This window comes from Stenotrophomonas sp. LMG 10879 (assembly GCF_002750935.1).
Classification (GTDB): Bacteria; Pseudomonadota; Gammaproteobacteria; order Xanthomonadales; family Xanthomonadaceae; genus Stenotrophomonas; species Stenotrophomonas lactitubi_B.
Genome location: NZ_PEJT01000002.1, coordinates 430,192 through 455,212, shown reverse-complemented (window position 1 = coordinate 455,212; position 25,021 = coordinate 430,192). Strand labels below are relative to the sequence as shown.

Sequence of the window (25,021 nt, the reverse complement as noted above, 5' to 3'; positions counted from 1 at the left end):
TATGCTTATTCCACGCACCGCCTTCAGAGGACCTGCGCCCATGCTCCACCGCTTCCGTACCGTCTTGATCATCCTGTGCACCCTGGCCTTGGCCGCTTGCGGCGATGGCATCGTCAAGCGTGTTTCGGAACCGGCCGCGAGCCTGCAGCAGCTGACCGTGCAGGCCAACGGCGACTGGACCGTCGCCCTCCGTCTGCAGAACTACAGTTCGATGCCGATGAGCTTCGACGACGTCGCGCTGGCCCTGACCATCGGCGACACAGAAGCCGGACCCCTGTCCGCCAAGCCGGGCATCTCCATTGGCGGTGTCTCTGCCGATGTCATCAACGTCAACTTCAAGCCCAGCCCGGCTGCACGCCTGGTGATCGCCGACGCACTGGCCAGCAACCGCACCCTCGCCTACAGCCTGAAGGGCACGGTGTCGGCCACGCCGCAGGAAAAGAAGCAGCGCACCTTCGATATCAACAGCCGCAGCACGCTGAACCAGGCCCCGGGCCTGCCGGGCGTGCTGCGCTGATCTCCGCTTTCCGCCGCGACGCATCGCGCCGCTCCCCCTGTTACTGATCAAATCGAGACGCACCGATGAGCAGCTACACCGCCCCGCTTTCCGACCTTCGTTTCGGCCTGCACGATGTGCTGAAGGTCGAGCCGCTGTTCGCCCGCCTGGGCTTCACCGACGCCACTGCTGACGTCGTCGATGCCGTGCTGGAAGAAGCCGGCCGCTTCAGCGCCAGCGTACTGGCCCCGCTCAACAGCGTGGGCGACGAGATCGGCTGCGTGCTCGACCAGGCCAGCGGCGAAGTGACCACGCCGCCCGGTTTCAAGCAGGCCTACGATCAGTTCGTCGACGGCGGCTGGACCGGCCTGACCGCGTCGCCGGAACTGGGCGGCCAGGGCCTGCCGCACACCCTGGGCGTGCCGCTCAACGAAATGATCAACGCCGCCAACCTGGCCTGGGGCAACTTCCCGCTGCTGTCGCACGGCGCCATCGAAGCGCTGAAGCAGCATGGCGAAGCCTGGCAGCACGAGGCGTTCCTGAAGCCGCTGATCGAAGGCCGCTGGACCGGCACCATGTGCCTGACCGAACCGCATTGCGGCACCGACCTGGGCCTGCTGAAGACCAAGGCCGAGCCGAACGCCGATGGCAGCTATTCGATCACCGGCACCAAGATCTTCATCACCGCCGGCGAGCACGACCTGACCGGCAACATCGTGCACCTGGTGCTGGCCAAGCTGCCCGACGCTCCCCCGGGCGCCAAGGGCATCTCGCTGTTCGTCACCCCGAAGTTCAAGGTCGACCGCGACGGCAACGTTGGCGAGCGCAATGCGCTGCGCTGCGGCTCCATCGAACACAAGATGGGCATCAAGGGCTCGGTCACCTGCGTGATGAATTTCGATGGCGCCCAGGGCTACCTGGTCGGCCAGCCGCACAAGGGCCTGCAGGCGATGTTCACCATGATGAACACTGCTCGCCTGGGTGTCGGTCTGCAGGGCATCGGCCTGTCCGAGCGCGCCTACCAGAACGCGCTGAAGTACAGCCGTGAGCGCCTGCAGTCGCGTTCGCTCAGCGGCGCGAAGTTCCCGGACAAGCCGGCCGACCCGATCCTGGTGCATCCGGACGTGCGCCGCATGCTGCTGACCATCAAGTCGCTGGTGGAAGGCAGCCGCCTGCTGGCGCTGCACGCCGCCACCCTGATCGACGTCGCCCATCATGCAGACGATGCCGGCGAACGCGAGCGCGCCGACACCCTGGTGAGCTTCCTGACCCCGATCTCGAAGGCCTGCCAGACCGAATGGGGCATCGAGAACACCTACAACGCGCTGCAGTGCTTCGGCGGCCACGGCTACATCCGCGAGCACGGCATGGAACAGCTGGCCCGCGATGCCCGCATCACCACGCTGTATGAAGGCACCACCGGCATCCAGGCGCTGGACCTGATCGGCCGCAAGACCGCGTCCAGCCAGGGCGCTGGCCTGAAGCTGATGCTGGCCGAGATCGAAGCGTTCGCCAAGGCCAACGAGGGCAACGAAAGCCTGGCCGAGTTCATCGGCCCGCTGCGCGCCAAGGCCGCCGAGTGGGGCAAGCTGACGATGGACGTGCTGCAGCGTTCGGCCGCCAACCCGGACGAACTGGGTGCAGCCAGCTACGACTACCTGTTCTATTCGGGGTATGTGGTGCTGGCCTACTGGTGGGCCCGCAGCGTTGCCGCCGCCGATGCCAGCGCACACGGCGCAGCATTCGCCCAGGGCAAGCGCGAGACCGCGCGTTTCTACTTCGCCCGCGTGCTGCCGCGCACCCTCGGCCACGCCGCCGCCATCCAGGCGGGTGCCGCACCGCTGATGGCAATGGACGACGAACGCTTCGGCGCCTGAGCCGGGCCGCGGCCGGCACCCGCGGTAGTGCCGGCCGCTGGCCGGCACCTGCAACAGCTGGAGCAACAGCAACAGCTGGTTTCCTGGGGGATGGCGCGGTGGGTCCAATTGCGGGGGACGGCGCAAGTACGTCCCTGTAGCCTCGGTCGCGCCATCCATGGCGCTCACGCCCCCGCAACCGGCCCCACCCCGCCTTCGACAATTCCCCGCGGCTGTTGGTAGGTGTCGACCTTGGTCGACACGCAAATCCACGCCATGCGTGGATGGCCCCCCCCCGAAATCCATCTGGAGAAAAGCCCCCTTTTGTTAAAGGGGGCGCGCCAACGGCGCGGGGAATAGGAGGAATGCGCGGACCTGAATGTTGACGATTTGTGTATCGCCCGCTGGGCGATACACAAATCGTCAACATTCAGGTATAAGCTGTTTTCCCGATGGAGACAGACACTACACGCTTGGGTCTGATCGAAGCCGGAGCTCCGTTTTCTGCTCCGGGCGCCGAAGCATCGCCCAACGCCACGACGCTGCATCGCCCCGGCACGGTCCGGTTGCTCTCACTTGATGGCCACGGGCGGGTCCTGGATTGGATCACCTGGCAGGACGCCGCCTGCCTCTACGCTCGCGATGCCGTCGCCTGGACGCTCGGCGACCCCTGCCTGCACATCCACGGTGGGACCAATCGTCGCAGTGGCATGCAGAGCGGGATGGACCTGCACCCGATCATCGCCGCGCGCGGCCACGCCCGCTCACGTGCGCTGGACCCGACACCGAACCTGACCAACCCGGCCCTGTTCGCCCGCGATGCCCATCTCTGTCTTTACTGTGGCCAGCAGTTCGGCCGCCCCACCCTCACCCGCGACCACGTCATGCCCTTGTCCAAAGGCGGCCTGGATACCTGGGAAAACGTCGTCACCGCTTGCTTCCACTGCAATTCGCGCAAGAGCGACCGCACCCCGCAGCAGGCCGGCATGCCACTGCTGGCGGTGCCCTACCGGCCGAGCTGGATCGAGCACCTGATCCTGTCCAACCGCAACATCCTGGCCGACCAGATGGCGTTCCTGAGGGCCCAGCTGCCCAAGCGTTCCAAGCTCTGCACCTGAACACCTGAAATTGCAACCCTCACCGTCCTGTCACGGACGGCGGCGTTTGCTTGCCCCACCCCCGTTTGAGGGCGAAAATGGGCGTTCAGAACAAGTGCGAACATGATGATCGACTCTGCCCGCTATCCCCGCCTCGCGCGCATCCAGACACCGGATGACCTGCGCACGTTCGACGAATCCGAACTGACGGCGGTTGCCGATGAACTGCGTGCCTACCTGATCGAATCGGTGGGCAAAAGCGGCGGCCATTTCGCCGCCGGTCTGGGCGTGATCGAGCTCACCGTGGCCCTGCACTACCTGTACCAGACCCCGGTCGACCAGCTGGTCTGGGACGTCGGCCACCAGACGTATCCGCACAAGATCCTGACCGGTCGCCGCGACGAGATCCACACCGTCAAGCAGAAGGATGGCGTCGCGCCGTTCCCGAAGCGCGAAGAGAGCGAATACGACACCTTCGGCGTCGGCCACTCCTCGACCTCGATCTCGGCAGCGCTGGGCATGGCCATCGCGCGCCAGACCGAAGGTGACGACCGCAAGGTCGTGGCCGTGATCGGCGACGGCGCGATGACCGCCGGCATGGCGTTCGAAGCGCTGATGCACGCCGGCGGCATGGAACCGGAACCGAACCTGCTGGTGATCCTCAACGACAACAACATGTCGATCTCCGAGGCAGTGGGCGGGCTGACCAAGATGCTCGGCCGCGCCACCGGCAGCCGCACGCTCAATGCGCTGCGCGAAGGCGGCAAGAAGATCCTCGGTGACAAGAAGAACAACCCGGCCCGTTTCGTGAAGCGCTGGGAAGAACACTGGAAGGGCATGTTCGTGCCGTCCACGATGTTCGAGGAGATGGGCTTCCATTACACCGGCCCGATCGACGGCCATGACCTGCCGGCGCTGCTGTCCGCGCTGAAGACGCTGCGTGCCTCCAAGGGCCCGAAGCTGCTGCATGTCATGACCACCAAGGGCAAGGGCTACGAGCCGGCCGAAGGTGACCAGATCGGTTACCACGCGGTGGGCCCGTTCGATCCGGACAAGGGCTTGGTGGCCAAGACCGGCGCGAAGAAACCGACCTATACCGATGTGTTTGGCGACTGGCTGTGTGACGCCGCCGCGGCCGAGCCGCGCCTGTATGGCATCACCCCGGCGATGCGCGAAGGCTCGGGCCTGGTGCGCTTCAGCCGGGAATATCCGCAGCGTTACTTCGACGTGGCCATCGCCGAGCAGCACGCGGTGACCCTGGCCGCAGGCATGGCCACCCAGGGCGGCAAGCCGGTGGTCGCGATCTATTCCACGTTCCTGCAGCGCGCGTACGACCAGTTGGTGCACGACGTGGCCATCCAGGACCTGGATGTGCTGTTCGCGATCGATCGCGCCGGCGTCGTCGGCCCGGATGGTGCAACCCACGCCGGCAACCTCGACCTCAGTTTCCTGCGCTGCGTGCCGAACATGGTGGTGATGGCTCCGTCCAACGAAGCCGAGTGCCGGCAGATGCTCAGTACCGGCCTGCAGCACCCCGGCCCGGCTGCGGTGCGCTATCCGCGCGGCAGCGGTACCGGCGTGGATGCCGGCAGCGATCTGTCGACCCTGCCGATCGGCAAGGGCGAGCTGCGCCTGCAGGGCAACCGCGTCGCCCTGCTCGCCTTCGGCAGCACCGTCGCCGCCGCTGAACAGGTGGGTCGCGAACTGGGTTTGAGCGTGGTCAACATGCGTTTCGTCAAGCCACTGGATCGCGAACTGGTGCTGGCCATGGCCAACCAGCACGACGCCCTGGTGACGATCGAAGACAACGTGGTGGCCGGCGGCGCCGGTTCGGCCGTGGCCGAACTGCTCAATGCCGAGGACGTGCTGCGCCCGATCCTGCACCTGGGCCTGCCTGATGCCTTCCAGCATCACGCCAGCCGCGAAGACCTGCTGGCCGAGGCCGGCATCGATGCCGCCGGCATCCGTGCGGCACTGCTCAAGCGCTGGCCGCAATTGGCAGCCGGTAACCCGCCGCTGAGCGCGGCGGGCTGAGAAACCGCAGAGGTATGGGCCACGCCATGCGTGGCTCCCCAGGCCCCTCATCCACGCATGGCGTGGATCTACCAAGGCACTGGTGGCGCAGAAATACATCCACGCATGGCGTGGATCTACCAGGGTACTGGTGGACTCAGAGATACATCCACGCATGGCGTGGATCTACCAGGGTGCTGGTGACGCAGAAATGCATCCACGCATGGCGTGGATCTGCCAGGGTAAAAGTAGATCCACGCCATGCGTGGATGCCGCAGACCCTGCCGGCGAACGGCGCTCAGCCGTAGCTGATCGCTTCGACAAAAGCACCGCTGGACTCCACCCGCACCGAGGCGCGCTGGCCGGTGTCGGTGAAATGCAGGCGGGCCAGGGTTTCGGCGAAATCGAAGGCACGGACGCCATCGCGGAACTCGATCGGTTCCGGCTTGTCCGGGTGCAGCACGCGCCATTGGCGCTGCTCACATTGCAGTCGGATCAACATGCGTTGCTCACTCCTTGAACAGCGTATCGACGACGAGAGAATGACCGCACCGGGCGCGACAGGGATGGCCAGTGCGAACCGGGACGCGCAAGGCGTCCCGGGAGTCGACAATACGAGGAAAGAAGTGTGATCGCTATCAGATTTCTCTGATCTTGAGCCGATTGCGTCGGCCGCTCAGTTCACCTGGAACTGGGCCCTGCAGCCATTGCTGACCCAGATGCCACGACGGTCCCAGCCCCAGCTCTGGCCTTCGATGCAGGCGCTGCGCGATTCCTGTCGTACCAGGCGCACGCCGCGACGAACCTGCGCATCACAGTACTGCTGGCGCCGGTCATTGGAATGGCAGGCAATCACCTGGCCGCCACCACCCCACTGGCTTCCGCCCCAGCCGTTGCCGCCACCGCCGCCCCAACCACCGCCGCCACCGCCCGGCCGCCGGTACTCACCGACGAATTCGGCGCGGCAGCCCTGGGTAACCCAGACACCGTAACGGGACTGGCCCCAGGTCTCACCTTCCACGCAGGGAGAGCCGGACAACTGGCGGATCATGCGCGCGCGCCCTTCCAGCCGGCACTCATTACTACGGTTCTTGATCGATTCACAGCGCACGATGCCATTGCCGCCACGATCATCGTAGCGATCGTCGTAGCCATAGTTCTGCGCCTGCGCGCCGCCAGCGGCAGCCATCATCGGCAACAGGGTGCACGCCACGGTGCGCCAAGTGAGTCCCTTGCCCATCCCTCGTCTCCAGGTGAATACGGTGGAGGCAAGCATCGGGGATTCTCGGCGTGGCGCACAGAGGGAGCTGCGACGGCGGTTTTTCCCCCATTCAACCAACCCAACCGCAACTGACTGCGGCTGCGCCGGCTCAGCGGCCGAAGTGCAGCGCGTCGACCGCGTTGCCCAGGGCTTCCACGCGCACGGTGCTGTGCTGGCCGGTACGGCAGTGATGTTCGCTGGCCCGCGAGGCAGCGGCGTCGAAGGCGGCCGCGCCGGTGCTGAACACTTCGGTCGCGCGCGTCTGCGGATCCAGCACGGACCAGCGCTGGGCATTGCATTGGACAGTGATGACCATCGTAGGCTCCTGCGTTTCTGGGAAATCCGGGACCGGCACAAGGCCGATCTCCGATGCCCGACCAGCCTAGCCAGCGCCTCGGGGAAGACCTATCGGATTTATCCGAAAACTCCCTACCAGCACCTAAGAAAGCGCCGCCCATCACATCCCTGAGGCCATTTAGGAAATCCATTCCGTGACCCTTGTCACGAAGTCAGCCGCGCTTCACACTACCGTCATCAACAGGGGCCCCTTCCACATGCGCACCTCGCTTCCACTGCAGCGTTCGACGCTGCTGAAGTTCTATTTCGCCGCCAGCTACGTGGTTCTGATCGAGGAACTGGTCCGCGCGTCGCTGAGTTGAGGCTTGGCCAGCGATGCTTGCCGCCGCTGCGGGGACCGCACAGACTGTCGGTTTACGGCACGGAGCCGCACCCATGAAAGTCCTGTTCCTGATCCCGCTGCTGGCCCTGGCCGCCTGTGCCAGCCCGGAAAAACCGGTCACCCGTGACGCCGCCACACCCGTGGTCGGTGGCGACCGCGATGCGCACGGATGCATCGGTTCGGCCGGCTATCAGTGGTGCGAGCACAGCCAGCGCTGCGAGCGGCCGTGGGAACTGGCGCAAGCACAGGGCCTGGCCAACACCGCCGAAGCCATCGATGCCTACTGCGCTACCCCGGCGTCGCCGGCGCGCAGGTAACGGATGCCGCCAATGACCGATCTGTCCCCGCTGCCGGCGCTGGCACCCGGCCGCTACCGCCACTTCAAAGGTGGCGAGTACGAGGTGATCGACATCGTCCGCAGCAGTGAAACGCTGCAGCCGATGGTGCTCTATCGCGCGCTGTACGGCGAAGGCGGACTGTGGGTGCGTCCCTATCCGATGTTCATTGAACAGGTGCCCGGCGAGCACGGCCCACAGCCACGCTTCGCCCGCATCGGCGACTGAACGGCGCGGCTCACGCTGCGCGCACGGCATCCCCGCGCATGCTGGAGCCCCCTGCGAGACGGAACCCGCATGCGCCACACCCTGTTGATCGCCCTGTCGCTGGCCAGCACCCCGGTGCTGGCCGCAGAACTTCCCAGCTTCGACCGTCCCGGCATCGGCTTCGGCACCGACACCGTGCCGCGTGGCGGCGTTGCCGTCGAAGTGGGCCTGCCCAGCTATCAACGTGATCGTGATCGCGACGGCCTGCGCATGACATCGCTGTCCAGCGACCTGCTGTTGCGCACGGGCCTCGCACCCGGCTGGGAACTGCAGCTGGCGTCCACACCGTGGCAGCGCCAGCGCGAACGTGGCCCTGACATGCCGCGCACGCAGCAACGTGGCGCCGGCGACAGCACGGTCGGAGTGAAATGGGCCGGTCCCGGCAGTACCGAGCGCACGGCCTGGGCGCTGCTGGCCAGCGGTGTGATCGCGCGTGGCGATGCCGCCTTCAGCGACGGCCGCCAGTACGCGCTGGCCGCCAGCGTCGAGCACACCTTCAACGAGCGCTGGAGCGGTGCGCTGTATGGCAGTCACCAGCGCGGCGCGGGCCAGCGCAGCACGACCTGGTCGCCAAGCCTCGCGTTGAGCGTGACCGAGCGGCTGGGTACCTACATCGAAGCCGGCTTCACCCGCGCCAGGCAGCAACCCGACCAGGCCATCGCCGGCGCAGGCCTGACCTGGATGCTGCGGCCGAACGTGCAGCTGGATGCCTCTTTCGATCTGGGCCTCAATCGCAACAGCCCCGACCTGCAGCTCGGCACCGGCATCGCGTTCTATCTGCAGTGACCTGCTGAACTGATCGTGCGCGTCGGGCGCATCGCCCTCGGGCTACAATCATACCGTCCAGTCGGTTTCGTTCCCCCATGCCAGAATCCCCTCCCCGCTCCCGCCGCAAGGCGCCCGACAGCGTGCGCCAGGCGCTGCTGCACGCGACCGCCCACACCATCGGCCAGAATGGACTGGCGGCCCTTACCGTGCAGGACGTCGCCGACGCGGCCGGTGTCAGCAAGGGCGCGCTGTTCCATCATTTCAGCAGCAAGCAGGACCTGGTCGAGGCAACGCTGACCTCGCTCATCGCCGACTTCGAGGACAGAGTGCGCGAGGTGCTGCGACAGTCCCCGCCCCGCCATGGCGGCTTCAGCCGTGCCTATGTGCAGGTCAATTTCGAGCATCTGCTGCAGCAGGAGCAGATCAACGATATCGGGCTCACCATGGGCAACATGCTGGAGCCAGCGCTGCTGGTCCACTGGAGAACGTGGATGCGCGGCATGCTGGCCGAGTTTCCGGCTGAAGCCTGCGATCCGCGTTTGTACGCTGCGCGTTGCGTTGCCGATGGCTACTGGGCTACCGCCTATGGGCGGCCCTTGGACGAAACCGAACGCCAGAATGCACAGGCCATGGCCCTGGAGGCACTGAAACTGTGCGAACCGGCATGAACGGGAAACTGCGATGAACCCCTATTTCTACCTGGCCGGCGCGATCGTGCTGGAAGTGATCGCCACCTCCCTGCTCAAGGCATCCGAAGGCATGACCCGCCTCGGTCCGACGCTGGGCGCGCTCGCCGGTTACGGTGTGTGCTTCTACCTGCTGTCGCTGACGATGAAGTCGATCCCCACCGGCATTGCCTATGCCATCTGGTCCGGCGTCGGCATCGTGCTGATCTCGCTGATCGGCCTGCTGGTATTCAAGCAGCGCCTGGATGCACCGGCACTGATCGGCATCGGCCTGATCTGTGCCGGCGTGCTGGTCATCAACCTGTTCTCGCACAGCAGCGCGCATTGAGCGCGCCGCTGTACGAACTGACGGGCTAGGCGACCTTCTTCGCGACGGTCATGCCGAGCACGAAAAGTACGACGGCGATGATGATGCCGGCCCAGAACAGGAACTTGGCGATGCCCACCGCAGCGCCGGCAATACCGCCGAAACCCAGCGCGCCGGCGATCAGGCCGATGATGGCGAAAATGATGGCCCACTTGATCATGTCGATCCTCTCCCTGGCGGGAATACTGAAGGTGCGATCAGGTTAGGCAGGCCGCGATGCCACACACGTGAACAGGTCGCAGGCGCGGCGTGAAACGATCCGGCTCAGCGCGGCCGGAAGCGCAGCAGCGCCACTGCGAAGGCGAGAAACACGCTGCCGACCAGGCGTTCGAACCAGCGTTGCGCAAAGGGCTTTGCCAGCCAACGGCGCAGCCCATGTCCACCCGCCGCGTACATCACGTACCAGAACAGTTCGCAGGTAGCGAAGGTGGCCACCAGCACCGTGTACTGCACGGCCTGGCCACGCGCCGGGTCGACGAACTGCGGCAGGAACGCCGCGGCGAACAGCAGCAGCTTGGGATTGCTCAGCCCCACCAGCAGGCCACCACGGAACACGGCCCAGGCACCATGCACCGGCGCCAGCGCTGCATCGACGTCTGTCGCCACCGGCGCCTGCCGGCAGCTGTCCCGCCAGGCCTTGATGCCCAACCAGGCCAGGTATGCCACACCCAGATAACGCAGCACATCGAACAGCATCGGCGACGAGCGCAGCACCGCGCTCAGGCCAGCCGCGGACGCCGCAAGCACCAGCAGCATCGCCAGCAGGCAACCGGCCATGGCAGGCACGCTGCGACGGAAGCCCAGGCCGACACTGCGCCCGAGGATGTGCAGCATGTTCGGACCCGGCGTGCCGCACAGCACGAACACCGTCGCCAGGAACCACCACCAGGTATGCAGGGCCATCACTTCGTCCACCGGAATAATCCCTGCAAGGATAGTGCGCAGCGGCTGTCCCCACCATGCACAGTCCCGGGTCGAATCGACGGTTACAGCTGCGGCGGCTCAGCCGCTGGCAACGCGTGACGCACGCAGTTCGGCCATCGCGATGCGCAGCACCCGCAGCGCCGAGCGCAGGAACACGACCAGCAGTGCGACCGCGACCAGCAGGTCCGGCCAACCGGCACCGAACAGCGCCACCAGACCCGCCGCCAGCACCACCGAAATGCCCTCGAAGATATCGTTGCGTGCGCATTCCCAGGCCGATGCCAGGTTCACGTCGTCATTGCGATAGGGCGTCAGCAGCCACAGGCAGAAACCGTTCGCGGCCAGGTTCAGCAGCGCGGCCAGGCCCATGCTTTCGAACAGGGGAACCTGCGGATGCGCCAGCCGCCATCCGATCTGTACCGCCACTGCCACCGCTGCCGCCAGGATCAGCACGCCCTTGAACAGCGCAACCCGCGCCTTGGCCGCCACGCCGGCACCCACCACCAGCAGGCTCAGCAGGTAGGTAGCGGCGTCTCCCAGGTTGTCCAGCGCACCGGAGAGCAGCGCGGACGAGTGGCTGTACCACGACGCGCCGACCATCATCAGGAACGTCGCCAGGTTGATCAGCAGCACGATCCACAGCACCCGCCGGTGGCGCGCCTGCATGGCTGCCACATCCAGCGTCTTGCCGCAGCCACAGCATTCGCCCATCGCCCTGTCCTCTGCCTGTCGTACCCCATTATCACGCTGATCAGGCGTGCCGGCAGCGGCTGCGACGGCCCCATCTGCGATTGCGCGTCCCGGCCTGCGATGTGCTGCAATGGCACTCCCCGGCACGGAGAGACCCATGAAGACGCTTGGCCTGATCGGCGGCATGAGCTGGGAAAGTTCGGCGCAGTACTACCGCCTCATCAACGAAGAGGTGCGCGCGCGGCTGGGCGGCGCGCACTCGGCGCAGCTGCTGCTGTGGTCGCTGGATTTCGCCCGCATCAAGCAGCTGCAGCACGATGGCGACTGGGATGCCCTGGGCAACGAGATGGTCGATGCGGCACAGCGGCTGCAGGCCGGTGGCGCCGAACTGCTGCTGATCTGCACCAACACCATGCACAAGCTCGTTGGTGAGATCGAGGCGGCCTGCCCGCTGCCGCTGTTGCACATCGCCGACCCGACCGCCACGGCGATCGTGCAGGCCGGTCTGCAGCGTGTGGGCCTGCTCGGCACGGCCTTCACCATGGAGGAAGACTTCTACCGTGGCCGGCTGAGCGAGCGCTTCGGCCTGGACGTGCTGGTTCCGGAGGCCGACGACCGCCGCGATGTGCACGCGATCATCTACGAGGAACTGATCGCCGGCGTGGTCAACGAGCGATCACGACAGGTGTACGTCGAGGTGATCGAACGCCTGGTTGCCCGCGGTGCCGAAGCGATCATCCTGGGCTGTACCGAGATCATGCTGCTGGTACGTGCCGAAGACAGCCCGGTGCCGCTGTTCGACACCACGACGCTGCATGCGCGCGCGGCAGTGGAGGCGGCGTTGGCATGACGCACGGTCACGCGGGCGATTCCGGCTGCACCGCCAGCGACGTGACCAGCCATTCCACTACCGCTGGCGAATCGCACAGGAAGAATACTGCGTCGCCGCTGCGGGCTTCGGTCAGCATCCGGTAGACGCTGATCGCCACACCCGATTGGCTGGCGATGAAAATCTCGCTGCTGCGCGGCCCGTCGGCCTGGCGCGAAACCAGCCGCAAGGCATGGCGGGCCGCGACCGTATCTTCCGGTTCGGCTTCGCGTGTCAATTCCAGGCCACGCTGGCCCCAGGCAACAAAAACACGCTTGCCCTTGAACGTCGTGTCCAGGACCTGCACTTCGGCCGCGCCTGTGCCGGCCGAGCGATGAATGACGATACTGCTGATCAACGCAACCCCCTGTGGTCGTCGTGGTCCGCACATCCTTGTCCGCACCCGCGCCAGCGGCCCCGGGCGATGCCCGAGGGCTGTGTCCGAAAGCGCTGGAACGTGTAAAAAACTGTAAACCGATGCAATCGGATGTGCCCGGGATGATACGGGATGTAACGCCTTGCATGCGCCGCCGGACACTTATAAATCCGTCCTGAGCCGGCGCAGGGCCCTGTCGTCGCAGAGCGCCGCACGTGCGCCATTCTTGCGTCCCACTCCCAACCCGAGGTGTTTCAATGAGCCTTCGCCTGCTACTGCCCCTGGGCGGTTCTGCGCTTGCCCTGCTGCTGGCCGCGACCACCGTTTCGGCCCAGGATTACGACATCGAGTCGTCTCCGCGCACCACCTGCGAATCGCACTTCAACAAGACCCAGCAGTGTCCGTTCGAGGGACGCGCGCGCCTGGCGCGGCAGCTGTCGGTGACGCCGTGCGTGGAAGATGACAACTGGGGACAGCGCCGCGGCATGCTGTGGGTCACCGACGGCTGTCGTGCCGAATTCGTCGCCGAAGAGCGTGGGCGTGGACGCTGGCCCGGGCGTGACCGTGACCGTGATCGCGATGGCGAGCGCCTGGTCTGCGAATCCTACGAGAACAAGGAGAAGCAGTGCCGCATCCGCGTCCGTCATGACGTGCAGCTGGTCAAGCAGAAGTCGGTCACCACCTGCACCGAGGACCGCAACTGGGGCTGGGACCGACGCGGCGTATGGGTCAGCGACGGCTGCCGCGCCGAGTTCCGCGTCTACTGAGTGCGATGGCGGCGGGCCCATCCTCGCTAGAATAAAGCTCCTACAGCAGGAAGCACCGCATGGACCGCTGGTATCTGGCAACGATGATGTCCTTGCTGCTGTGCAGCCGTCGGCGATGACGCTGCAGGCTCCGCCACTTCGGATACGCGAGGCCGAATGCACGGATCTTCCGGCACTGATCGCCCTCGACAGCGTTGCGGCGCATGACCCACGACGTGCGGTGCAGATCGGCCAGTGGCTGGCGGACGGCCACATGCACGTTGCCGAGCTCGATGGCACGCTGGCCGGCTACCGCGTGCAGCATCGGCACTTCTTCGGTGAAGCCTTCATCGAGATGCTGATGGTGGCCGCGCCGCTGCGCGGACACGGCGTTGGTCGCGCGCTGCTTCTGCATGCAACGTCGCGCAGCGCAGGTGCCCGGCTTTTCACCTCGACCAACCAGTCCAATACCAACATGCAGCGGCTGCTGGCAGCCGCTGGCTTCGTGCAGTGCGGAATCGTGCACGGCCTCGACGAAGACGACCCGGAGCTGATCTACCGCTTCACCGCTGACGATGCGAGGTAAGGGGCGACCTTCGCTTCCAGCAGCGCCATCAACGCCGGGTCCATGCAGCGATAGTCGTCTGGGATGTCCAGGCAGTGCAGCGGCGTGTGTTCAAGCAGGCGCGCGAAATTCGCCTGCAGCCGATGCTGGTGCTTGGGCTCCATCACGAAGATGACATCCGCCCAGCGGATATCCGCTGGGCTGATGGGCCGGCGCGCGTGCGGGCTGGTACCAGCCGAGCACGCACTGATACCTGGCCGGCGCTGCCACATCGCTTCGGCGGTGGGGCTGCGCAGCTGGTTGCGGCTGCAGACAAACAACAGGTTCAACATTCCTGATCCAGTAGTTGTCGCGGGCTGCGGACCGGATAGGTGAAACCCAGCTGGCGCGCCCGCAGCAGCTTGTCGCCACGCGTATACACCAGCTTCCAGTTCTTTTCCGGCTTGAAGATCGGCAGTGGTGCCGTGTGGTCGCCGCCGTGGTGGCGCGACTGCGAGCGCCTCCAGGCGCGGTTCCTTTGCGTTTCCATGATCGTATTCTCGTGAGTACCGGGTTCAGCAGCCGCGGTAGTACGAGTGCGCGCAGGATACAACGCCGCAACAAAAAAGCCCACGCATCGCTGCGCAGGCTTGTCTGTTTCATCACAGTGGTCGGGACGGCCGGATTCGAACCGACGACCCTCTGCCCCCCAGGCAGATGCGCTACCAGGCTGCGCTACGCCCCGACTGATGCTGCGATGTGCCCGCCAGTACGGCGGGCCGTGAAGTATAGCGGATTACGGCGGAAATGGGTCAGCGACGCAGCAGTTGCAGCACTTCTTCCAGTTCCATCCGCACCTGCTTGATGATCTGGTTGCTCAAGGCCGATTCCTCGCGCGCATCCGGACCATCCAGGCGCAGGCGCGCGCCACCGATGGTGTAGCCCTGTTCGTACAACAGGCTGCGGATCTGCCGCACCATCAGCACGTCGTGGCGCTGGTAGTAACGACGGTTGCCACGGCGCTTGGCCGGCTCGAGACTGGGGAACTCGGTTTCCCAGTAACGCAGCACGTGCGGCTTGACGTCGCACAGTTCGCTGACTTCACCGATGGTGAAGTAGCGCTTGGCCGGAATCGGCGGAAGTTCGCGGTTACTGCCCGGATCCAGCATAAGCTTCCACCCTCTCCTTGAGCTTCTGGCCCGGACGGAAGGTAACCACCGTACGGGCGGAAATCGGAATTTCCTCGCCGGTCTTGGGGTTGCGACCCGGGCGCTGGTTCTTGCGCCGCAGGTCGAAATTGCCAAAGCCCGACAGCTTCACCTGACGTCCCTGTTCCAATGCTTCACGCAGCACATCGAAGAACGCGTCGACGAATTCCTTGGCTTCCCGCTTGTTCAGACCGACTTCGTCGAACAGCTTTTCCGCCATCTCCGCCTTGGTCAATGCCATTGCCTGCTACCCCCGAGTGCTGCCCGCTCAGCCGCGGATCCGGGCGTGGTGTTCACGCTCGATGGCAGTGACCGCCTCGGCCACTACCGCTTCCACGTCGCGGTCCGTCAGAGTGCGCGACTTGTCCTGCAAAATCAAGCCCATAGCGAGACTCTTGAATCCCGGCTCGACGCCCTGGCCGACATAGCGGTCGAACAGGTTCAGCTCGCGCAGCAGCGGGCCGGCCGCCTGGCGGATGGTCGCGGCAAGGTCACTCCAGGCCACCTGTTCAGGCACCAGGAAGGCCAGGTCGCGGCGCACCGCCGGGTAGCGCGACAGTTCACCGGCGCGCGGCAGCGCACGGGCGGACAGCGCTTCCAGATCCAGCTCGAAGGCGTACACGTCCACGTCGATGTCCATCGCCTTGGCCAGGCGCGGGTGGATCTGACCGATCCAGCCGATCGCCACACCGTCGCGGAAGACCTCGGCCGAACGCACCGGATGGCCGTAGGCACGGGTGGACGGGCGGAACTCCAGGACCGCGCCACTGGCGGCGGCCAGCGATTCCAGGTCACCCTTCAGGTCATGGAAATCGACCTTGCGGGTCGGCAGGCCCCACTGCACCGCCTGCGCGTCACCGCAGACCGCAGCGGCCACGCGCGGGGTTTCCAGCGGCGCGGGCCGGCTTTCGCCGAGCGACGCGTCGCCGCCCTGCTGGGCGAACACGCGGCCGAGCTCGAACAGGCGCACGCGGCCCAGCTGGCGGGCGGCATTGCGGCCCAGGGTGGCGACCAGGCCCGGCAGCAGCGACGGGCGCATCACCGCCAGTTCGGCCGACAGCGGATTGGCCAGCGGCACCAGAGCATCGCGCAGCTGCCAGTGGCTCAGCAGGCCGTCGTCGACGAAGGCGAAATTGACGGTTTCCTGCAGATCGCGGGCGATCAGCTGGCGGCGCGCGCTCAACGCGTCCAGCTGGGTTTCGCTCGGCATCGCCACGCGCGAGGCACCGCCCGGCAGCGTGGTTGGAATCTGCTCGTAACCGTGGATGCGGGCCAGTTCCTCGATCAGGTCTTCTTCGATGGCGATGTCAAAGCGGCGGCTCGGCGCAGTGACCTGCCAGCCTTCCCCAGCGACCACCACCTGCATGCCCAGCGCGCGCAGGATGCGCTCGACCTCGGCGTCGTCGATGGTGATGCCCAGCACGCGGGTGATGCGCGCGCGGCGCAGCAGGATCGTGGCCGGCTGCGGCAGGTCGGCCGCATGTACCGCCTCGGTCACCGGCGCCGGCGTACCGCCGGCCAGGTCCAGCACCAGGCGGGTCGCGTATTCGATGGCGGTACGCGGCAGCGCCGGGTCGACGCCACGCTCGAAGCGGTGGCCGGCATCGGTGTGCAGGCCGAGCTTGCGGCCACGGCCCATGATCGCGGCCGGCGCGAAGTGCGCCGCTTCCAGGAACACGGCGGTGGTGGCGTCGGTGACGCGGGTGTCGAAGCCGCCCATCAGGCCGGCCAGGCCGACCGCACGGTCAGCATCGGTAACCACCAGGAAGCTGTCGTCCAGCGCAGCATCACGGCCATCCAGCAGCTTCAGGCTTTCACCGGCGCGCGAACGACGCACACCGATCGTGCCCTGCAGGGTGCCCAGATCGTAGGCGTGCATCGGCTGGCCCAGCTCGAGCATCACGTACTGGGTGATGTCGACCAGCAGCGACACCGGCCGCACACCACTGCGGCGCAGGCGCTCGGCCATCCACAACGGGGTCTTCGCCGCGGCGTTGACACCTTCGATGACACGACCGAGATAGCGCGGCGCTTCAGCACCGGCATCAAGCTGGATCGCCAGCTCGCGGCTGCCCTGGGCAGCAATCGGCTCTGCGATGAAATCCAGTACTTCGCTGCGCGTCGCTGCTGCAACGTCGTAGGCGATGCCGCGGATGCTGAAGCAGTCGGCGCGGTTCGGGGTCAGCTTGATCTCGATGCTGGCGTCCGGCAGGCCGAGGTACTCCACCAGGGTCTGGCCGACCGGCGCATCGTCCGGCAGTTCCAGCAGGCCTGAGGCATCGTTGTCCAGGCCCAGCTCCTTGGCCGAGCACAGCATGCCGTTGGATTCGACGCCGCGCAGCTTGGCCGGCTTGATCTTCAATTCACCGATCTGCGCACCGACCATCGCCAGCGGCGCGACCAGGCCCGGGCGCGCATTCGGCGCACCACAGACGATCTGCAGCAGCTCAGCCTGGCCCGCATCAACCTTGCATACCTGCAGGCGGTCGGCTTCGGGATGGCGCTCGGCTTCGACGATGCGCGCGACGACCACATGCTGCAGGCCATCGCCAAGCGCGGTCACCTCTTCCACTTCCAGGCCGATGGCGGTCAGCACTGCGCTGAGCTCATCGCGCGAGGCAGTGGTCGGGACGTGGCTGCGCAGCCAGTTTTCGGAGAATTTCATGGTGTCACCCTGGTGGGCCCGGCGCATGCGCCTGGGCCTGCGTTGTTGAGTCCGCCGGGCACGGCCCGGCGCTACCTAATGCGTTACGCGAACTGCTTCAGGAACCGCACGTCGTTCTCGAAGAACGCGCGCAGGTCGTTGACGCCGTAGCGCAGCATCGCAAAGCGTTCCACGCCCATGCCGAAGGCGAAGCCGGTGTAGCGTTCCGGATCGATGCCGACGTTGCGCAGCACGTTGGGGTGGACCATGCCGCAGCCGAGCACTTCCAGCCAGCGGGTGCTGCCGTCGGGCTGCTGCCAGGCGATGTCCACTTCCGCGCCGGGTTCGACGAACGGGAAGTAGCTGGGGCGGAAGCGCATCTCGAAATCGCGCTCGAAGAACGCGCGCACGAACTCGGACAACGTGCCCTTCAGGTCGGCGAAGGTCGAATGCTCGTCGACCAGCAGGCCTTCGACCTGGTGGAACATCGGCGAATGGGTCTGGTCGCTGTCGCTGCGATAGACCTTGCCAGCGGCGATCATGCGCAGCGGCGGCGCGTGGTCGCCCATGTAGCGCACCTGCACACCGGAGGTATGCGTGCGCAGCAGGCGGCCGTCGCCGAAGTAGAAGGTGTCATGCATCGCGCGCGCCGGATGGTGCGGCGGGAAGTTCAGCGCCTCGAAGTTGTGCCAGTCGTCCTCGATCTCCGGACCTTCGGACAACTCGTAGCCCAGCCGGCCGAAGATGCCGGTGATGCGCTCGAGGGTGCGGGTGATCGGATGCAGGCCGGCGCGTTCGCCACTGCGGCCCGGCAGCGTGATGTCGATCGCCTCGGCGGCCAGGCGCGCGTCCAGCGCAGCGTCTTCCAGCACCGCCTTGCGCTCGCCCAGCGCACTGCTCAGCGCATCGCGGGCCTGGTTGATGGCTTCACCGGCGGCCTTGCGCTCGTCGGCCGGCAGCGCACCGAGCTGCTTGAGCTGCGAGGTGATGCTGCCGCTCTTGCCAAGCAGGGCCACGCGCAGCTGCTCCAGCGCGTCAGGGCTCTGCGCGGCGGCCACGTCGGCCAGCGCCTGGGAAGTGAGGGATTGAATGTCGCTCATGGGTAGCCGGAACTCCAGTCGGTCTGCCATCGCGATGCGCGAAGGGCCGCGCCGTCGCCACCGCTTGCCGGTCGCCCGCCATCTGCACAGCTGCGCCCGGCACAAAAAAGAATGGGGAAGGACTTGCGCCCTTCCCCATGCATTGCCTCTACCTGACACCGTTCTCCGTGAACGGCAACGGCATCGGGAAGGACTTATGCCGCCAGTGCGCCCTTGGCCTTTTCGGCCAGTGCAGCAAAGCCAGCTGCGTCGTGCACGGCGATGTCAGCCAGAACCTTGCGGTCCAGGGTGATGCCAGCCTTCAGCAGGCCGTTCATGAAACGGCTGTAGCTCAGGCCGTTGATGCGGGCAGCCGCGTTGATGCGGGTGATCCACAGCGAACGGAAGTTGCGCTTCTTCTGCTTACGGCCGATGTAGGCGTACTGCTGTGCCTTGATGACCGCCTGCTTGGCGACGCGGAAGACCTTGCGACGGGCATTGTAGTAGCCCTTCGCCAGATCAAGGATTTTCTTGTGGCGGCGACGCGCCTGTACGCCACGCTTAACTCGTGCCATTTTTCAGTTCCTCAGAGGTAAGGGAGCATGCGGTCCAGACGGCCTGCGTCTTCTGCGCGGACGTGATTCGTCTGACGCAGGTTACGCTTACGCTTGGTCGCTTTCTTCGTGAGGATGTGGCTACGGTTGGCGTGGCCGCACTTGTACTTGCCCGAGGCGGTCTTGCGGAAACGCTTGGCCGCCGCCCGGTTGGTCTTGATCTTGGGCATTGCAATGTCCTTGATGGGATATGACCCTGGTTTCTGACTGATCTGGCGGCGGCCTGGGCCGCTCTTTCCGTCCTGCCATGATCGGCGTACGACCCGTCCTGGGTGGGTCGAGCCGGGCATGATACAGGCAAAACCGCCCTGTAACCAGCCCCCATACAGCTTTTCATCCGCAACCGGGCTGCGCCGGTCGCGGAAAAGCAAAAGGACGCCAGCGGCGCCCCTTCACCTTCATCCATTCAGCCGCCAGGCGCCCCGCGAGGCAGCCCGTCAGGCCTCAGGTCTTCTTCTTCGGCGCGATCATCATCACCATCTGACGCCCTTCCAGGCGCGGACGGGATTCGATGACGATGTCCTCGCCCAGATCACCCTCGATCCGGCTGGCCATCTCGCGACCCAGTTCCTGGTGGCTCATTTCACGGCCACGGAAACGGATGTTGACCTTGATCTTGTCGCCTTCTTCAAGGAAACCGCGCATCTTGCGCAGCTTGATCTGGTAGTCGCCCTCGTCCGTGACCGGACGGAACTTCACTTCCTTGATCTCGACCTGCTTGGTCTTCTTCTTGGCCTCGCTGGCCTTCTTCTGGGCTTCGAACTTGAACTTGCCGAAGTCCATGATCTTGCACACCGGCGGGTCGGCCTGCGGCTGGATCTCGACCAGGTCCAGGCCTTCATCTTCGGCCATGGACAACGCTTCGTCTCGCGTCAACACGCCGATCATTTCTCCGTCACTGCCGATCACGCGGACGCGCGGCACACGGATTTCCTGATTCTTGCGGTTCTGTTTGTTGTCAGGGGTACTGATATTGCGATCTCCCAAGGGTGTCGAACCCGGCCCGGGCGCCAATGCGCACGGGCCGGACCTTTGTTTACGCGCCCTCGGCCTGGAGCCGCTCGGTGAAGGCCTGAAGGCTCATGCTGCCGAGATCTTCGCCAGAACGCGTACGCACCGCCACAGCGCCGTTTTCCTTCTCGCGGTCACCAATGACCAGCAGGTACGGCACGCGCTGCAGCGTGTGCTCGCGAATCTTATAGCCGATCTTCTCGTTACGCAAATCGGCGCTGACGCGGAAGCCTTGATCCGCAAGGCTTTTGGTCACGGCAGACACGTATTCAGCCTGCGCATCGGTGATATTGGCCACCACCACCTGGGTCGGCGCCAGCCAGGCCGGGAACTGACCGGCATGGTGCTCGATCAGGATGCCCAGGAAACGCTCCATCGAGCCGACGATGGCCCGGTGCAGCATCACCGGATGCTTCTTCTGGCTGTTCTCGTCCACGTATTCAGCGCCCAGACGGCCGGGCATCATGAAATCGACCTGCATGGTGCCCAGCTGCCAGGTGCGGCCGATGGCGTCCTTCAGGTGGTACTCGATCTTCGGGCCGTAGAAGGCACCCTCGCCCGGCAGCTCCTGCCATTCCACCCCGCAGCTGGACAGTGCCGAGCGCAGCGCGCCCTCTGCCTTGTCCCAGGTGGCGTCATCGCCCAGGCGCGATTCGGGGCGCAGCGCGATCTTGACCTGGATCTCCTCGAAGCCGAAGTGCTGGTACACCGCCAGCGCCTGCTGGTGGAACGCGGTCACTTCCGCCTCGACCTGGTCTTCGGTGCAGAACACGTGGCCGTCGTCCTGGGTGAAGCCACGCACGCGCAGGATGCCGTGCAGCGCGCCGGAGGGCTCGTTGCGGTGGCAGGCGCCAAACTCACCGTAGCGGATCGGCAGGTCGCGGTAGCTGTGCAGCCCCTGGTTGAACACCTGCACGTGGCCCGGGCAGTTCATCGGCTTCAGCGCGTAGGTACGCTTCTCCGACTCGGTGAAGAACATCGCGTCCTGGTAGTTGTCCCAGTGGCCCGACTTCTGCCACAGCGACACGTCCAGGATCTGAGGGCAGCGCACTTCGCCGTAGCCGGTGCTGCGGTACACCTTGCGCATGTACTGCTCGACCACCTGCCACAGCGCCCAGCCCTTCGGGTGCCAGAACACCAGGCCCGGGGCCTCTTCCTGCAGGTGGAACAGATCCTGCTGCTTGCCGATGCGACGGTGGTCGCGCATCTCCGCTTCTTCGATGCGCTTGATGTACGCATCGAGCTGCTTCTTGTCGGCCCAGGCGGTGCCGTAGACGCGCTGCAGCTGCTCGTTCTGCGCGTCGCCGCGCCAGTAGGCGCCGGAAATGCGGGTCAGCTTGAAGGCCTTCAGGAAGCGCGTGTTGGGCACGTGCGGGCCGCGGCACATGTCCACGTATTCCTGGTGGTAGTACATGCCCATCGCCTGGATGTCAGGCGACATGTCCTCGATCAGGCGCAGCTTGTAGTCCTCGCCACGGGCCTTGAAGATTTCGATGACTTCCGCACGCGGCGTCACTTTCTTGATCACGTCGTAGTCCTGCGCGATCAGCTCGCCCATGCGCTTTTCGATCGCCGCCATGTCTTCGGGCGTGAACGGACGCTCGGAGTAGATGTCGTAGTAGAAGCCTTCGGCGATCACCGGACCGATGACCATCTTCACGTCCGGGTACAGCTGCTTGACCGCGTGGCCGACCAGGTGGGCGCTGGAGTGGCGGATGATCTCCACGCCCTCCTCGTCCTTGGCGGTGATGATGCGCAGGGAGGCGTCGTGTTCGATGACGTCACTGGCATCGACCAGCACGCCATCCACCGAACCGGCGATGGTGGCCTTGGCCAGGCCGGCGCCGATCGACTGGGCGACGTCCATGACGCTGACGGGATGTTCGAATTCGCGGCGGCTGCCGTCGGGAAGGGTAATCGTGATCATTGCAATGGCTTCATGCGGGGCCCGCCGGGCGGGCTGGAAAGCGCTCCCGGGCCAACGCCCGGGCAATAAAAAAGCGCCGCGAGGGCGCCTGGAATGCAGGGCCTTCGGGGCAGGTCAACAGTGGGCGGTGGTAGTGCTCATGTCGCACGCTCGGCCGGCGCTGGGCGCGGGCCACCTTGTTCCAGGATGGGGTTGCCGATGATCTTAAACCAGTGGCCGACAAAGCCCAAGCGGCGCCTGAATGGCGCTGGCTGGCGGCGTGAAAACGCAATGATTACCATGTGCGCGCAGCCAGCCCCCGTGCCGGCCTGCCCGCTTCCCCCAGGACCCTGCAATGCGCCACCCGCCCCGACCGGCGCCCGCCGGTCCCGCCCGTGCCCCGCGTTCACCGGCATTGTGCCGGGCCCGGAGCCCCCGATGATCACCGTCGGCCTGTCGACCCTGGGCTTCTGCAGCCTCGGCATGCTGTCGGCGATGTTCTCCGCGCTGGCCTTCTATGCCGCCTCCCCGCATTGCCGCTGGCCGCGGCTGCGCCGTGCCGGGCGCCTGGGCCGGCAGATCGGCCTGGTCGCTGCCGTGGCCGCACTGTGGCTGTGGATGGCCGAACTGGGCTTTGCCGCCGGCCTGGTGGCGATGCTGTGCACCTGGATGCTGGCCGCCATGCTGCTGCCGGCACTGGCCGCGTGGCACCGCCCCGATGTGGAGCCGCGCTGATGTGGTCGCGCGCACTGGCCGGCATCGTCGCCGGCTTCTTCCTTGCCGCGGCGGCGACCGGCCTGGTCGCCTGGCTGCCGCCGGGCCCCTGGCAGAAAGCCCTGGTGCCGAGCCTGATCGCGTTCGTCCCGTTGTGGATGCTGGCCGCGCTGTGGGCCTTCAGTTTCCGCAGCCCGTTGCGCGCCTGGCTGACTCTGGCCGGTTGCGCGGCCCTTGGCTTCGCCGCACTCGGCCTGCTGCGCCTGACCGGCGCGGTGCAATGAGATCGACCGAATGAAATTCAGTTCCCAGACCCTGCGTACGTTCACCACCCTGCACACCTGGGTTGGCCTGGTCGCCGGCTTCGGGCTGTTCGTGGCGTTCTATGCCGGCGCGCTGACCCTGTTCCACCACGATCTCCCGCTGTGGCAGACACCTGGCGCGGCAACCGCATTGCCCGCCGGCCTGGATGACGCGCAGTACCTGCTCGACGACGTGCTGGCCACGCACGCGGAGGCGCGTCGCCACGTCGGCATGACCTTCCCGGGCGCCGATCATCCGCAGCCGCTGGCCTACTGGCAGGCCGAGGACGGCAGCTGGCGCTATGCATGGCCGGGACAGACCGGCGGCAGCCCGACGCCACCGCAGACCGGGCTGGCCGAACTGGTCAACGAACTGCATTACAGCCTGGGCCTGCCGGTGGCCGGCATCTACGTGATGGGCATCGTCAGCCTGCTGTACGGCATGGCCCTGCTCAGCGGCCTGGTGATCCACCTGCCCAAGCTGCTGGGCGATCTGTTCGCGTTGCGCCCGGGCCGCAACCTCAAGCAGCAGTGGCAGGACGCGCACAACGTGATCGGCGTGCTCAGCCTGCCGTTCCATCTGATGTTCGCGGTCACCGGTGCCCTGCTCTGCCTGGTGTTCATGCAGATGGCCGTACTGAATCCCCTGATCTACGACGGCAAGGCACTGCAGGCGGTACCGACGGCGATGGATACCGCGCCGCTGCGCGAGGCCAGTGGCATCCCTGCTGCACCGGGCAGCCTGCGCGAACTGCACGCACGGGCGCTGGAAGTGGCGCGCGCGCAGGGCGTGGCCAACTTTGAACCGGCCTACCTGAAACTGGCCAATGGCGGTGATGCCAACGCGACCATCGAGATCACCGGCGAGGCCAGCGGCACGCTTGGCCCGCTCGGTGCTGTCGCGCTGGATGTCGAAAGCGGCCGCGTGCTGGCCAGCCAGCTGCCTGGCCAACGCGATGCCAACCACGCCACGCTCAGTGCCGCCTATGCCCTGCACTTCGGCGAATTCGGCAATGGCGTGGTGGTCTGGCTGTATTTCCTGCTCGGCCTCGGCGGCGCCTTCCTGTTCTATTCGGGCAACCTGCTGTGGATCGAGTCGCGCCGCAAGCGCCGTCAGCCGCAGCAGTCGCGCGCGGCCGTCAACATGGCGCGGGCCACGGTGGGTGTCTGCATCGGCCTGTGCGTGGCGATCTCGGTGGCCTTCGTCGCCGCACTGGTGCTGGAGCGGGTCGCACCTGCCCAGGTCGACCACGGCATCCGCTGGGCCTGCTTCGTGACCTGGGCGGCGTGTGCGCTGTGGGCTGCCCTGCGCCGCCCGGCACAGGCGGCGCGCGAGCTGCTATGGGCCGCAGCGATCAGCACCGCGCTGGTGCCGGTGGCACACGGCGCCCTCAACGGTGACTGGCTGTGGTTGGCCGCCGCACGCGGCCACTGGCCGTTGTTCTGGATCGATGCGATGGCACTGGCGATGGCCTTTGGCTTTGCCCGCCTGGCATATGCGAGCCAGCGGCGGGCCCGCAACGGTGACCCCAACAGCGTGTGGGCAAACTGACCAGGCCTGCTCGCAGCC

At 66.1% G+C, this 25,021-nt stretch carries 32 protein-coding genes and 1 tRNA gene; 15 read left to right on the top strand and 18 right to left on the bottom strand.

Going from position 1 to position 25,021, the window contains the following annotated elements; all coding sequences use genetic code 11:
* Nucleotides 1-40 precede the first annotated feature (40 nt).
* From CR919_RS04870 to dxs, 4 genes are all read left to right on the top strand, one after another.
* Entirely contained in the window at nucleotides 41-517 is a 477-nt protein-coding gene (locus CR919_RS04870; protein WP_099819087.1) for an LEA type 2 family protein, read from the top strand.
* A 65-nt stretch (nucleotides 518-582) separates the two neighbouring features.
* On the top strand, nucleotides 583-2,373 hold the full coding sequence (locus CR919_RS04865; RefSeq protein ID WP_099819086.1) for an acyl-CoA dehydrogenase C-terminal domain-containing protein: 1,791 nt from the start codon (nucleotides 583-585) through the stop codon (nucleotides 2,371-2,373).
* 431 nt (nucleotides 2,374-2,804) lie between these two features.
* A complete protein-coding gene (locus tag CR919_RS04860) occupies nucleotides 2,805-3,470 on the top strand; it encodes an HNH endonuclease (protein WP_025876340.1) in 666 nt (221 codons plus the stop codon).
* Between the two features lie 105 nt (nucleotides 3,471-3,575).
* Nucleotides 3,576-5,483 carry a 1-deoxy-D-xylulose-5-phosphate synthase gene (gene dxs, locus CR919_RS04855; protein WP_099819123.1) on the top strand — a complete coding sequence of 636 codons (1,908 nt, stop codon included), beginning with the start codon at nucleotides 3,576-3,578 and terminating at the stop codon, nucleotides 5,481-5,483.
* 277 nt (nucleotides 5,484-5,760) lie between these two features.
* Here dxs and CR919_RS04850 read toward each other — a convergent pair whose 3' ends face one another.
* The 3 genes from CR919_RS04850 to CR919_RS04840 all read right to left on the bottom strand — a co-directional run bounded on the left by CR919_RS04850 (nucleotide 5,761) and on the right by CR919_RS04840 (nucleotide 7,039).
* Nucleotides 5,761-5,964 carry a hypothetical protein gene (locus CR919_RS04850; RefSeq protein ID WP_032978640.1) on the bottom strand — a complete coding sequence of 68 codons (204 nt, stop codon included), beginning with the start codon at nucleotides 5,962-5,964 and terminating at the stop codon, nucleotides 5,761-5,763.
* A 174-nt stretch (nucleotides 5,965-6,138) separates the two neighbouring features.
* Nucleotides 6,139-6,702, bottom strand: a complete 564-nt coding sequence (locus tag CR919_RS04845; protein WP_099819085.1) for a DUF3011 domain-containing protein — start codon at nucleotides 6,700-6,702, stop codon at nucleotides 6,139-6,141.
* A gap of 130 nt (nucleotides 6,703-6,832) precedes the next feature.
* The gene (locus CR919_RS04840) at nucleotides 6,833-7,039 is read right to left on the bottom strand and encodes a hypothetical protein (RefSeq protein WP_099819084.1); all 207 of its coding nucleotides are present in this window, start codon (nucleotides 7,037-7,039) and stop codon (nucleotides 6,833-6,835) included.
* 416 nt (nucleotides 7,040-7,455) lie between these two features.
* Here CR919_RS04840 and CR919_RS04835 point away from each other — a divergent pair, with 416 nt between their 5' ends.
* From CR919_RS04835 to CR919_RS04815, 5 genes are all read left to right on the top strand, one after another.
* Nucleotides 7,456-7,719 carry a hypothetical protein gene (locus CR919_RS04835; protein WP_099819083.1) on the top strand — a complete coding sequence of 88 codons (264 nt, stop codon included), beginning with the start codon at nucleotides 7,456-7,458 and terminating at the stop codon, nucleotides 7,717-7,719.
* A gap of 12 nt (nucleotides 7,720-7,731) precedes the next feature.
* Nucleotides 7,732-7,965, top strand: a complete 234-nt coding sequence (locus tag CR919_RS04830) for a DUF1653 domain-containing protein (RefSeq protein ID WP_099819082.1) — start codon at nucleotides 7,732-7,734, stop codon at nucleotides 7,963-7,965.
* A 69-nt stretch (nucleotides 7,966-8,034) separates the two neighbouring features.
* Nucleotides 8,035-8,790, top strand: coding sequence for a transporter (locus tag CR919_RS04825; protein ID WP_099819081.1), 756 nt, complete (start codon nucleotides 8,035-8,037; stop codon nucleotides 8,788-8,790).
* A gap of 77 nt (nucleotides 8,791-8,867) precedes the next feature.
* The gene (locus CR919_RS04820; RefSeq protein ID WP_099819080.1) at nucleotides 8,868-9,440 is read left to right on the top strand and encodes a TetR/AcrR family transcriptional regulator; all 573 of its coding nucleotides are present in this window, start codon (nucleotides 8,868-8,870) and stop codon (nucleotides 9,438-9,440) included.
* Nucleotides 9,441-9,453: 13 nt separating this feature from the next.
* Nucleotides 9,454-9,786: an SMR family transporter gene (locus CR919_RS04815; RefSeq protein WP_089236273.1), complete on the top strand. Its 333-nt coding sequence runs from the start codon at nucleotides 9,454-9,456 to the stop codon at nucleotides 9,784-9,786.
* 25 nt (nucleotides 9,787-9,811) lie between these two features.
* Here CR919_RS04815 and CR919_RS04810 read toward each other — a convergent pair whose 3' ends face one another.
* From CR919_RS04810 to CR919_RS04800, 3 genes are all read right to left on the bottom strand, one after another.
* Nucleotides 9,812-9,985 carry a DUF1328 domain-containing protein gene (locus CR919_RS04810; RefSeq protein ID WP_025876319.1) on the bottom strand — a complete coding sequence of 58 codons (174 nt, stop codon included), beginning with the start codon at nucleotides 9,983-9,985 and terminating at the stop codon, nucleotides 9,812-9,814.
* A 104-nt stretch (nucleotides 9,986-10,089) separates the two neighbouring features.
* Entirely contained in the window at nucleotides 10,090-10,728 is a 639-nt protein-coding gene (locus CR919_RS04805) for a LysE family translocator (protein ID WP_099819122.1), read from the bottom strand.
* Nucleotides 10,729-10,827: 99 nt separating this feature from the next.
* Nucleotides 10,828-11,460, bottom strand: coding sequence for a cation transporter (locus CR919_RS04800; protein WP_099819079.1), 633 nt, complete (start codon nucleotides 11,458-11,460; stop codon nucleotides 10,828-10,830).
* Between the two features lie 136 nt (nucleotides 11,461-11,596).
* On the opposite strand from CR919_RS04800, the gene CR919_RS04795 reads away from it, so the two are divergent.
* Nucleotides 11,597-12,289: an aspartate/glutamate racemase family protein gene (locus CR919_RS04795; RefSeq protein ID WP_099819078.1), complete on the top strand. Its 693-nt coding sequence runs from the start codon at nucleotides 11,597-11,599 to the stop codon at nucleotides 12,287-12,289.
* Nucleotides 12,290-12,296: 7 nt separating this feature from the next.
* Here CR919_RS04795 and CR919_RS04790 read toward each other — a convergent pair whose 3' ends face one another.
* On the bottom strand, nucleotides 12,297-12,665 hold the full coding sequence (locus tag CR919_RS04790; RefSeq protein WP_243379908.1) for a hypothetical protein: 369 nt from the start codon (nucleotides 12,663-12,665) through the stop codon (nucleotides 12,297-12,299).
* Nucleotides 12,666-12,940: 275 nt separating this feature from the next.
* Here CR919_RS04790 and CR919_RS04785 point away from each other — a divergent pair, with 275 nt between their 5' ends.
* Together CR919_RS04785 and CR919_RS04780 are read left to right on the top strand one after the other, a co-directional pair.
* Entirely contained in the window at nucleotides 12,941-13,450 is a 510-nt protein-coding gene (locus tag CR919_RS04785) for a DUF3011 domain-containing protein (RefSeq protein ID WP_099819076.1), read from the top strand.
* A 115-nt stretch (nucleotides 13,451-13,565) separates the two neighbouring features.
* Entirely contained in the window at nucleotides 13,566-14,015 is a 450-nt protein-coding gene (locus CR919_RS04780; protein ID WP_099819075.1) for a GNAT family N-acetyltransferase, read from the top strand.
* Here the strand turns inward: CR919_RS04780 and CR919_RS04775 are convergent.
* The 11 genes from CR919_RS04775 to thrS form a co-directional block, all read right to left on the bottom strand.
* Nucleotides 13,985-14,326: a phosphotyrosine protein phosphatase gene (locus tag CR919_RS04775; RefSeq protein ID WP_099819074.1), complete on the bottom strand. Its 342-nt coding sequence runs from the start codon at nucleotides 14,324-14,326 to the stop codon at nucleotides 13,985-13,987. The two genes, CR919_RS04780 and CR919_RS04775, sit on opposite strands and share 31 nt — an antisense overlap.
* Nucleotides 14,320-14,523, bottom strand: coding sequence for a hypothetical protein (locus CR919_RS04770; RefSeq protein WP_099819073.1), 204 nt, complete (start codon nucleotides 14,521-14,523; stop codon nucleotides 14,320-14,322). The genes CR919_RS04775 and CR919_RS04770 overlap by 7 nt, the downstream gene beginning before the upstream one ends.
* A 118-nt stretch (nucleotides 14,524-14,641) precedes the next feature.
* Nucleotides 14,642-14,718 (bottom strand) — tRNA-Pro (locus CR919_RS04765).
* A gap of 67 nt (nucleotides 14,719-14,785) precedes the next feature.
* Nucleotides 14,786-15,142, bottom strand: a complete 357-nt coding sequence (locus tag CR919_RS04760) for a MerR family transcriptional regulator (protein ID WP_005410431.1) — start codon at nucleotides 15,140-15,142, stop codon at nucleotides 14,786-14,788.
* Nucleotides 15,123-15,422 carry an integration host factor subunit alpha gene (locus CR919_RS04755; RefSeq protein WP_005410432.1) on the bottom strand — a complete coding sequence of 100 codons (300 nt, stop codon included), beginning with the start codon at nucleotides 15,420-15,422 and terminating at the stop codon, nucleotides 15,123-15,125. The genes CR919_RS04760 and CR919_RS04755 overlap by 20 nt, the downstream gene beginning before the upstream one ends.
* A 27-nt stretch (nucleotides 15,423-15,449) precedes the next feature.
* Nucleotides 15,450-17,846, bottom strand: coding sequence for a phenylalanine--tRNA ligase subunit beta (gene pheT, locus CR919_RS04750; RefSeq protein WP_099819121.1), 2,397 nt, complete (start codon nucleotides 17,844-17,846; stop codon nucleotides 15,450-15,452).
* An 83-nt stretch (nucleotides 17,847-17,929) separates the two neighbouring features.
* Entirely contained in the window at nucleotides 17,930-18,925 is a 996-nt protein-coding gene (pheS, locus tag CR919_RS04745) for a phenylalanine--tRNA ligase subunit alpha (protein ID WP_049468839.1), read from the bottom strand.
* A gap of 194 nt (nucleotides 18,926-19,119) precedes the next feature.
* Nucleotides 19,120-19,479 carry a 50S ribosomal protein L20 gene (gene rplT, locus CR919_RS04740; RefSeq protein ID WP_005410435.1) on the bottom strand — a complete coding sequence of 120 codons (360 nt, stop codon included), beginning with the start codon at nucleotides 19,477-19,479 and terminating at the stop codon, nucleotides 19,120-19,122.
* 11 nt (nucleotides 19,480-19,490) lie between these two features.
* Nucleotides 19,491-19,688 (bottom strand): 50S ribosomal protein L35, encoded by a 198-nt coding sequence (rpmI, locus tag CR919_RS04735; protein WP_002811096.1) that lies wholly within the window; start codon nucleotides 19,686-19,688, stop codon nucleotides 19,491-19,493.
* Nucleotides 19,689-19,962: 274 nt separating this feature from the next.
* Nucleotides 19,963-20,505, bottom strand: a complete 543-nt coding sequence (gene infC, locus CR919_RS04730; RefSeq protein ID WP_089236282.1) for a translation initiation factor IF-3 — start codon at nucleotides 20,503-20,505, stop codon at nucleotides 19,963-19,965.
* Nucleotides 20,506-20,554: 49 nt separating this feature from the next.
* Nucleotides 20,555-22,456, bottom strand: a complete 1,902-nt coding sequence (gene thrS / locus CR919_RS04725) for a threonine--tRNA ligase (protein WP_099819072.1) — start codon at nucleotides 22,454-22,456, stop codon at nucleotides 20,555-20,557.
* A gap of 417 nt (nucleotides 22,457-22,873) precedes the next feature.
* Here thrS and CR919_RS04720 point away from each other — a divergent pair, with 417 nt between their 5' ends.
* From CR919_RS04720 to CR919_RS04710, 3 genes are read left to right on the top strand one after another with little or no spacing between them, the layout of a single operon-like run.
* A complete protein-coding gene (locus CR919_RS04720) occupies nucleotides 22,874-23,170 on the top strand; it encodes a hypothetical protein (protein ID WP_025876254.1) in 297 nt (98 codons plus the stop codon).
* On the top strand, nucleotides 23,170-23,433 hold the full coding sequence (locus tag CR919_RS04715) for a hypothetical protein (RefSeq protein ID WP_099819071.1): 264 nt from the start codon (nucleotides 23,170-23,172) through the stop codon (nucleotides 23,431-23,433). The genes CR919_RS04720 and CR919_RS04715 overlap by 1 nt, the downstream gene beginning before the upstream one ends.
* A 10-nt stretch (nucleotides 23,434-23,443) precedes the next feature.
* Nucleotides 23,444-25,003, top strand: a complete 1,560-nt coding sequence (locus CR919_RS04710; protein WP_099819070.1) for a PepSY-associated TM helix domain-containing protein — start codon at nucleotides 23,444-23,446, stop codon at nucleotides 25,001-25,003.
* The last annotated feature ends 18 nt before the right edge of the window (nucleotides 25,004-25,021 follow it).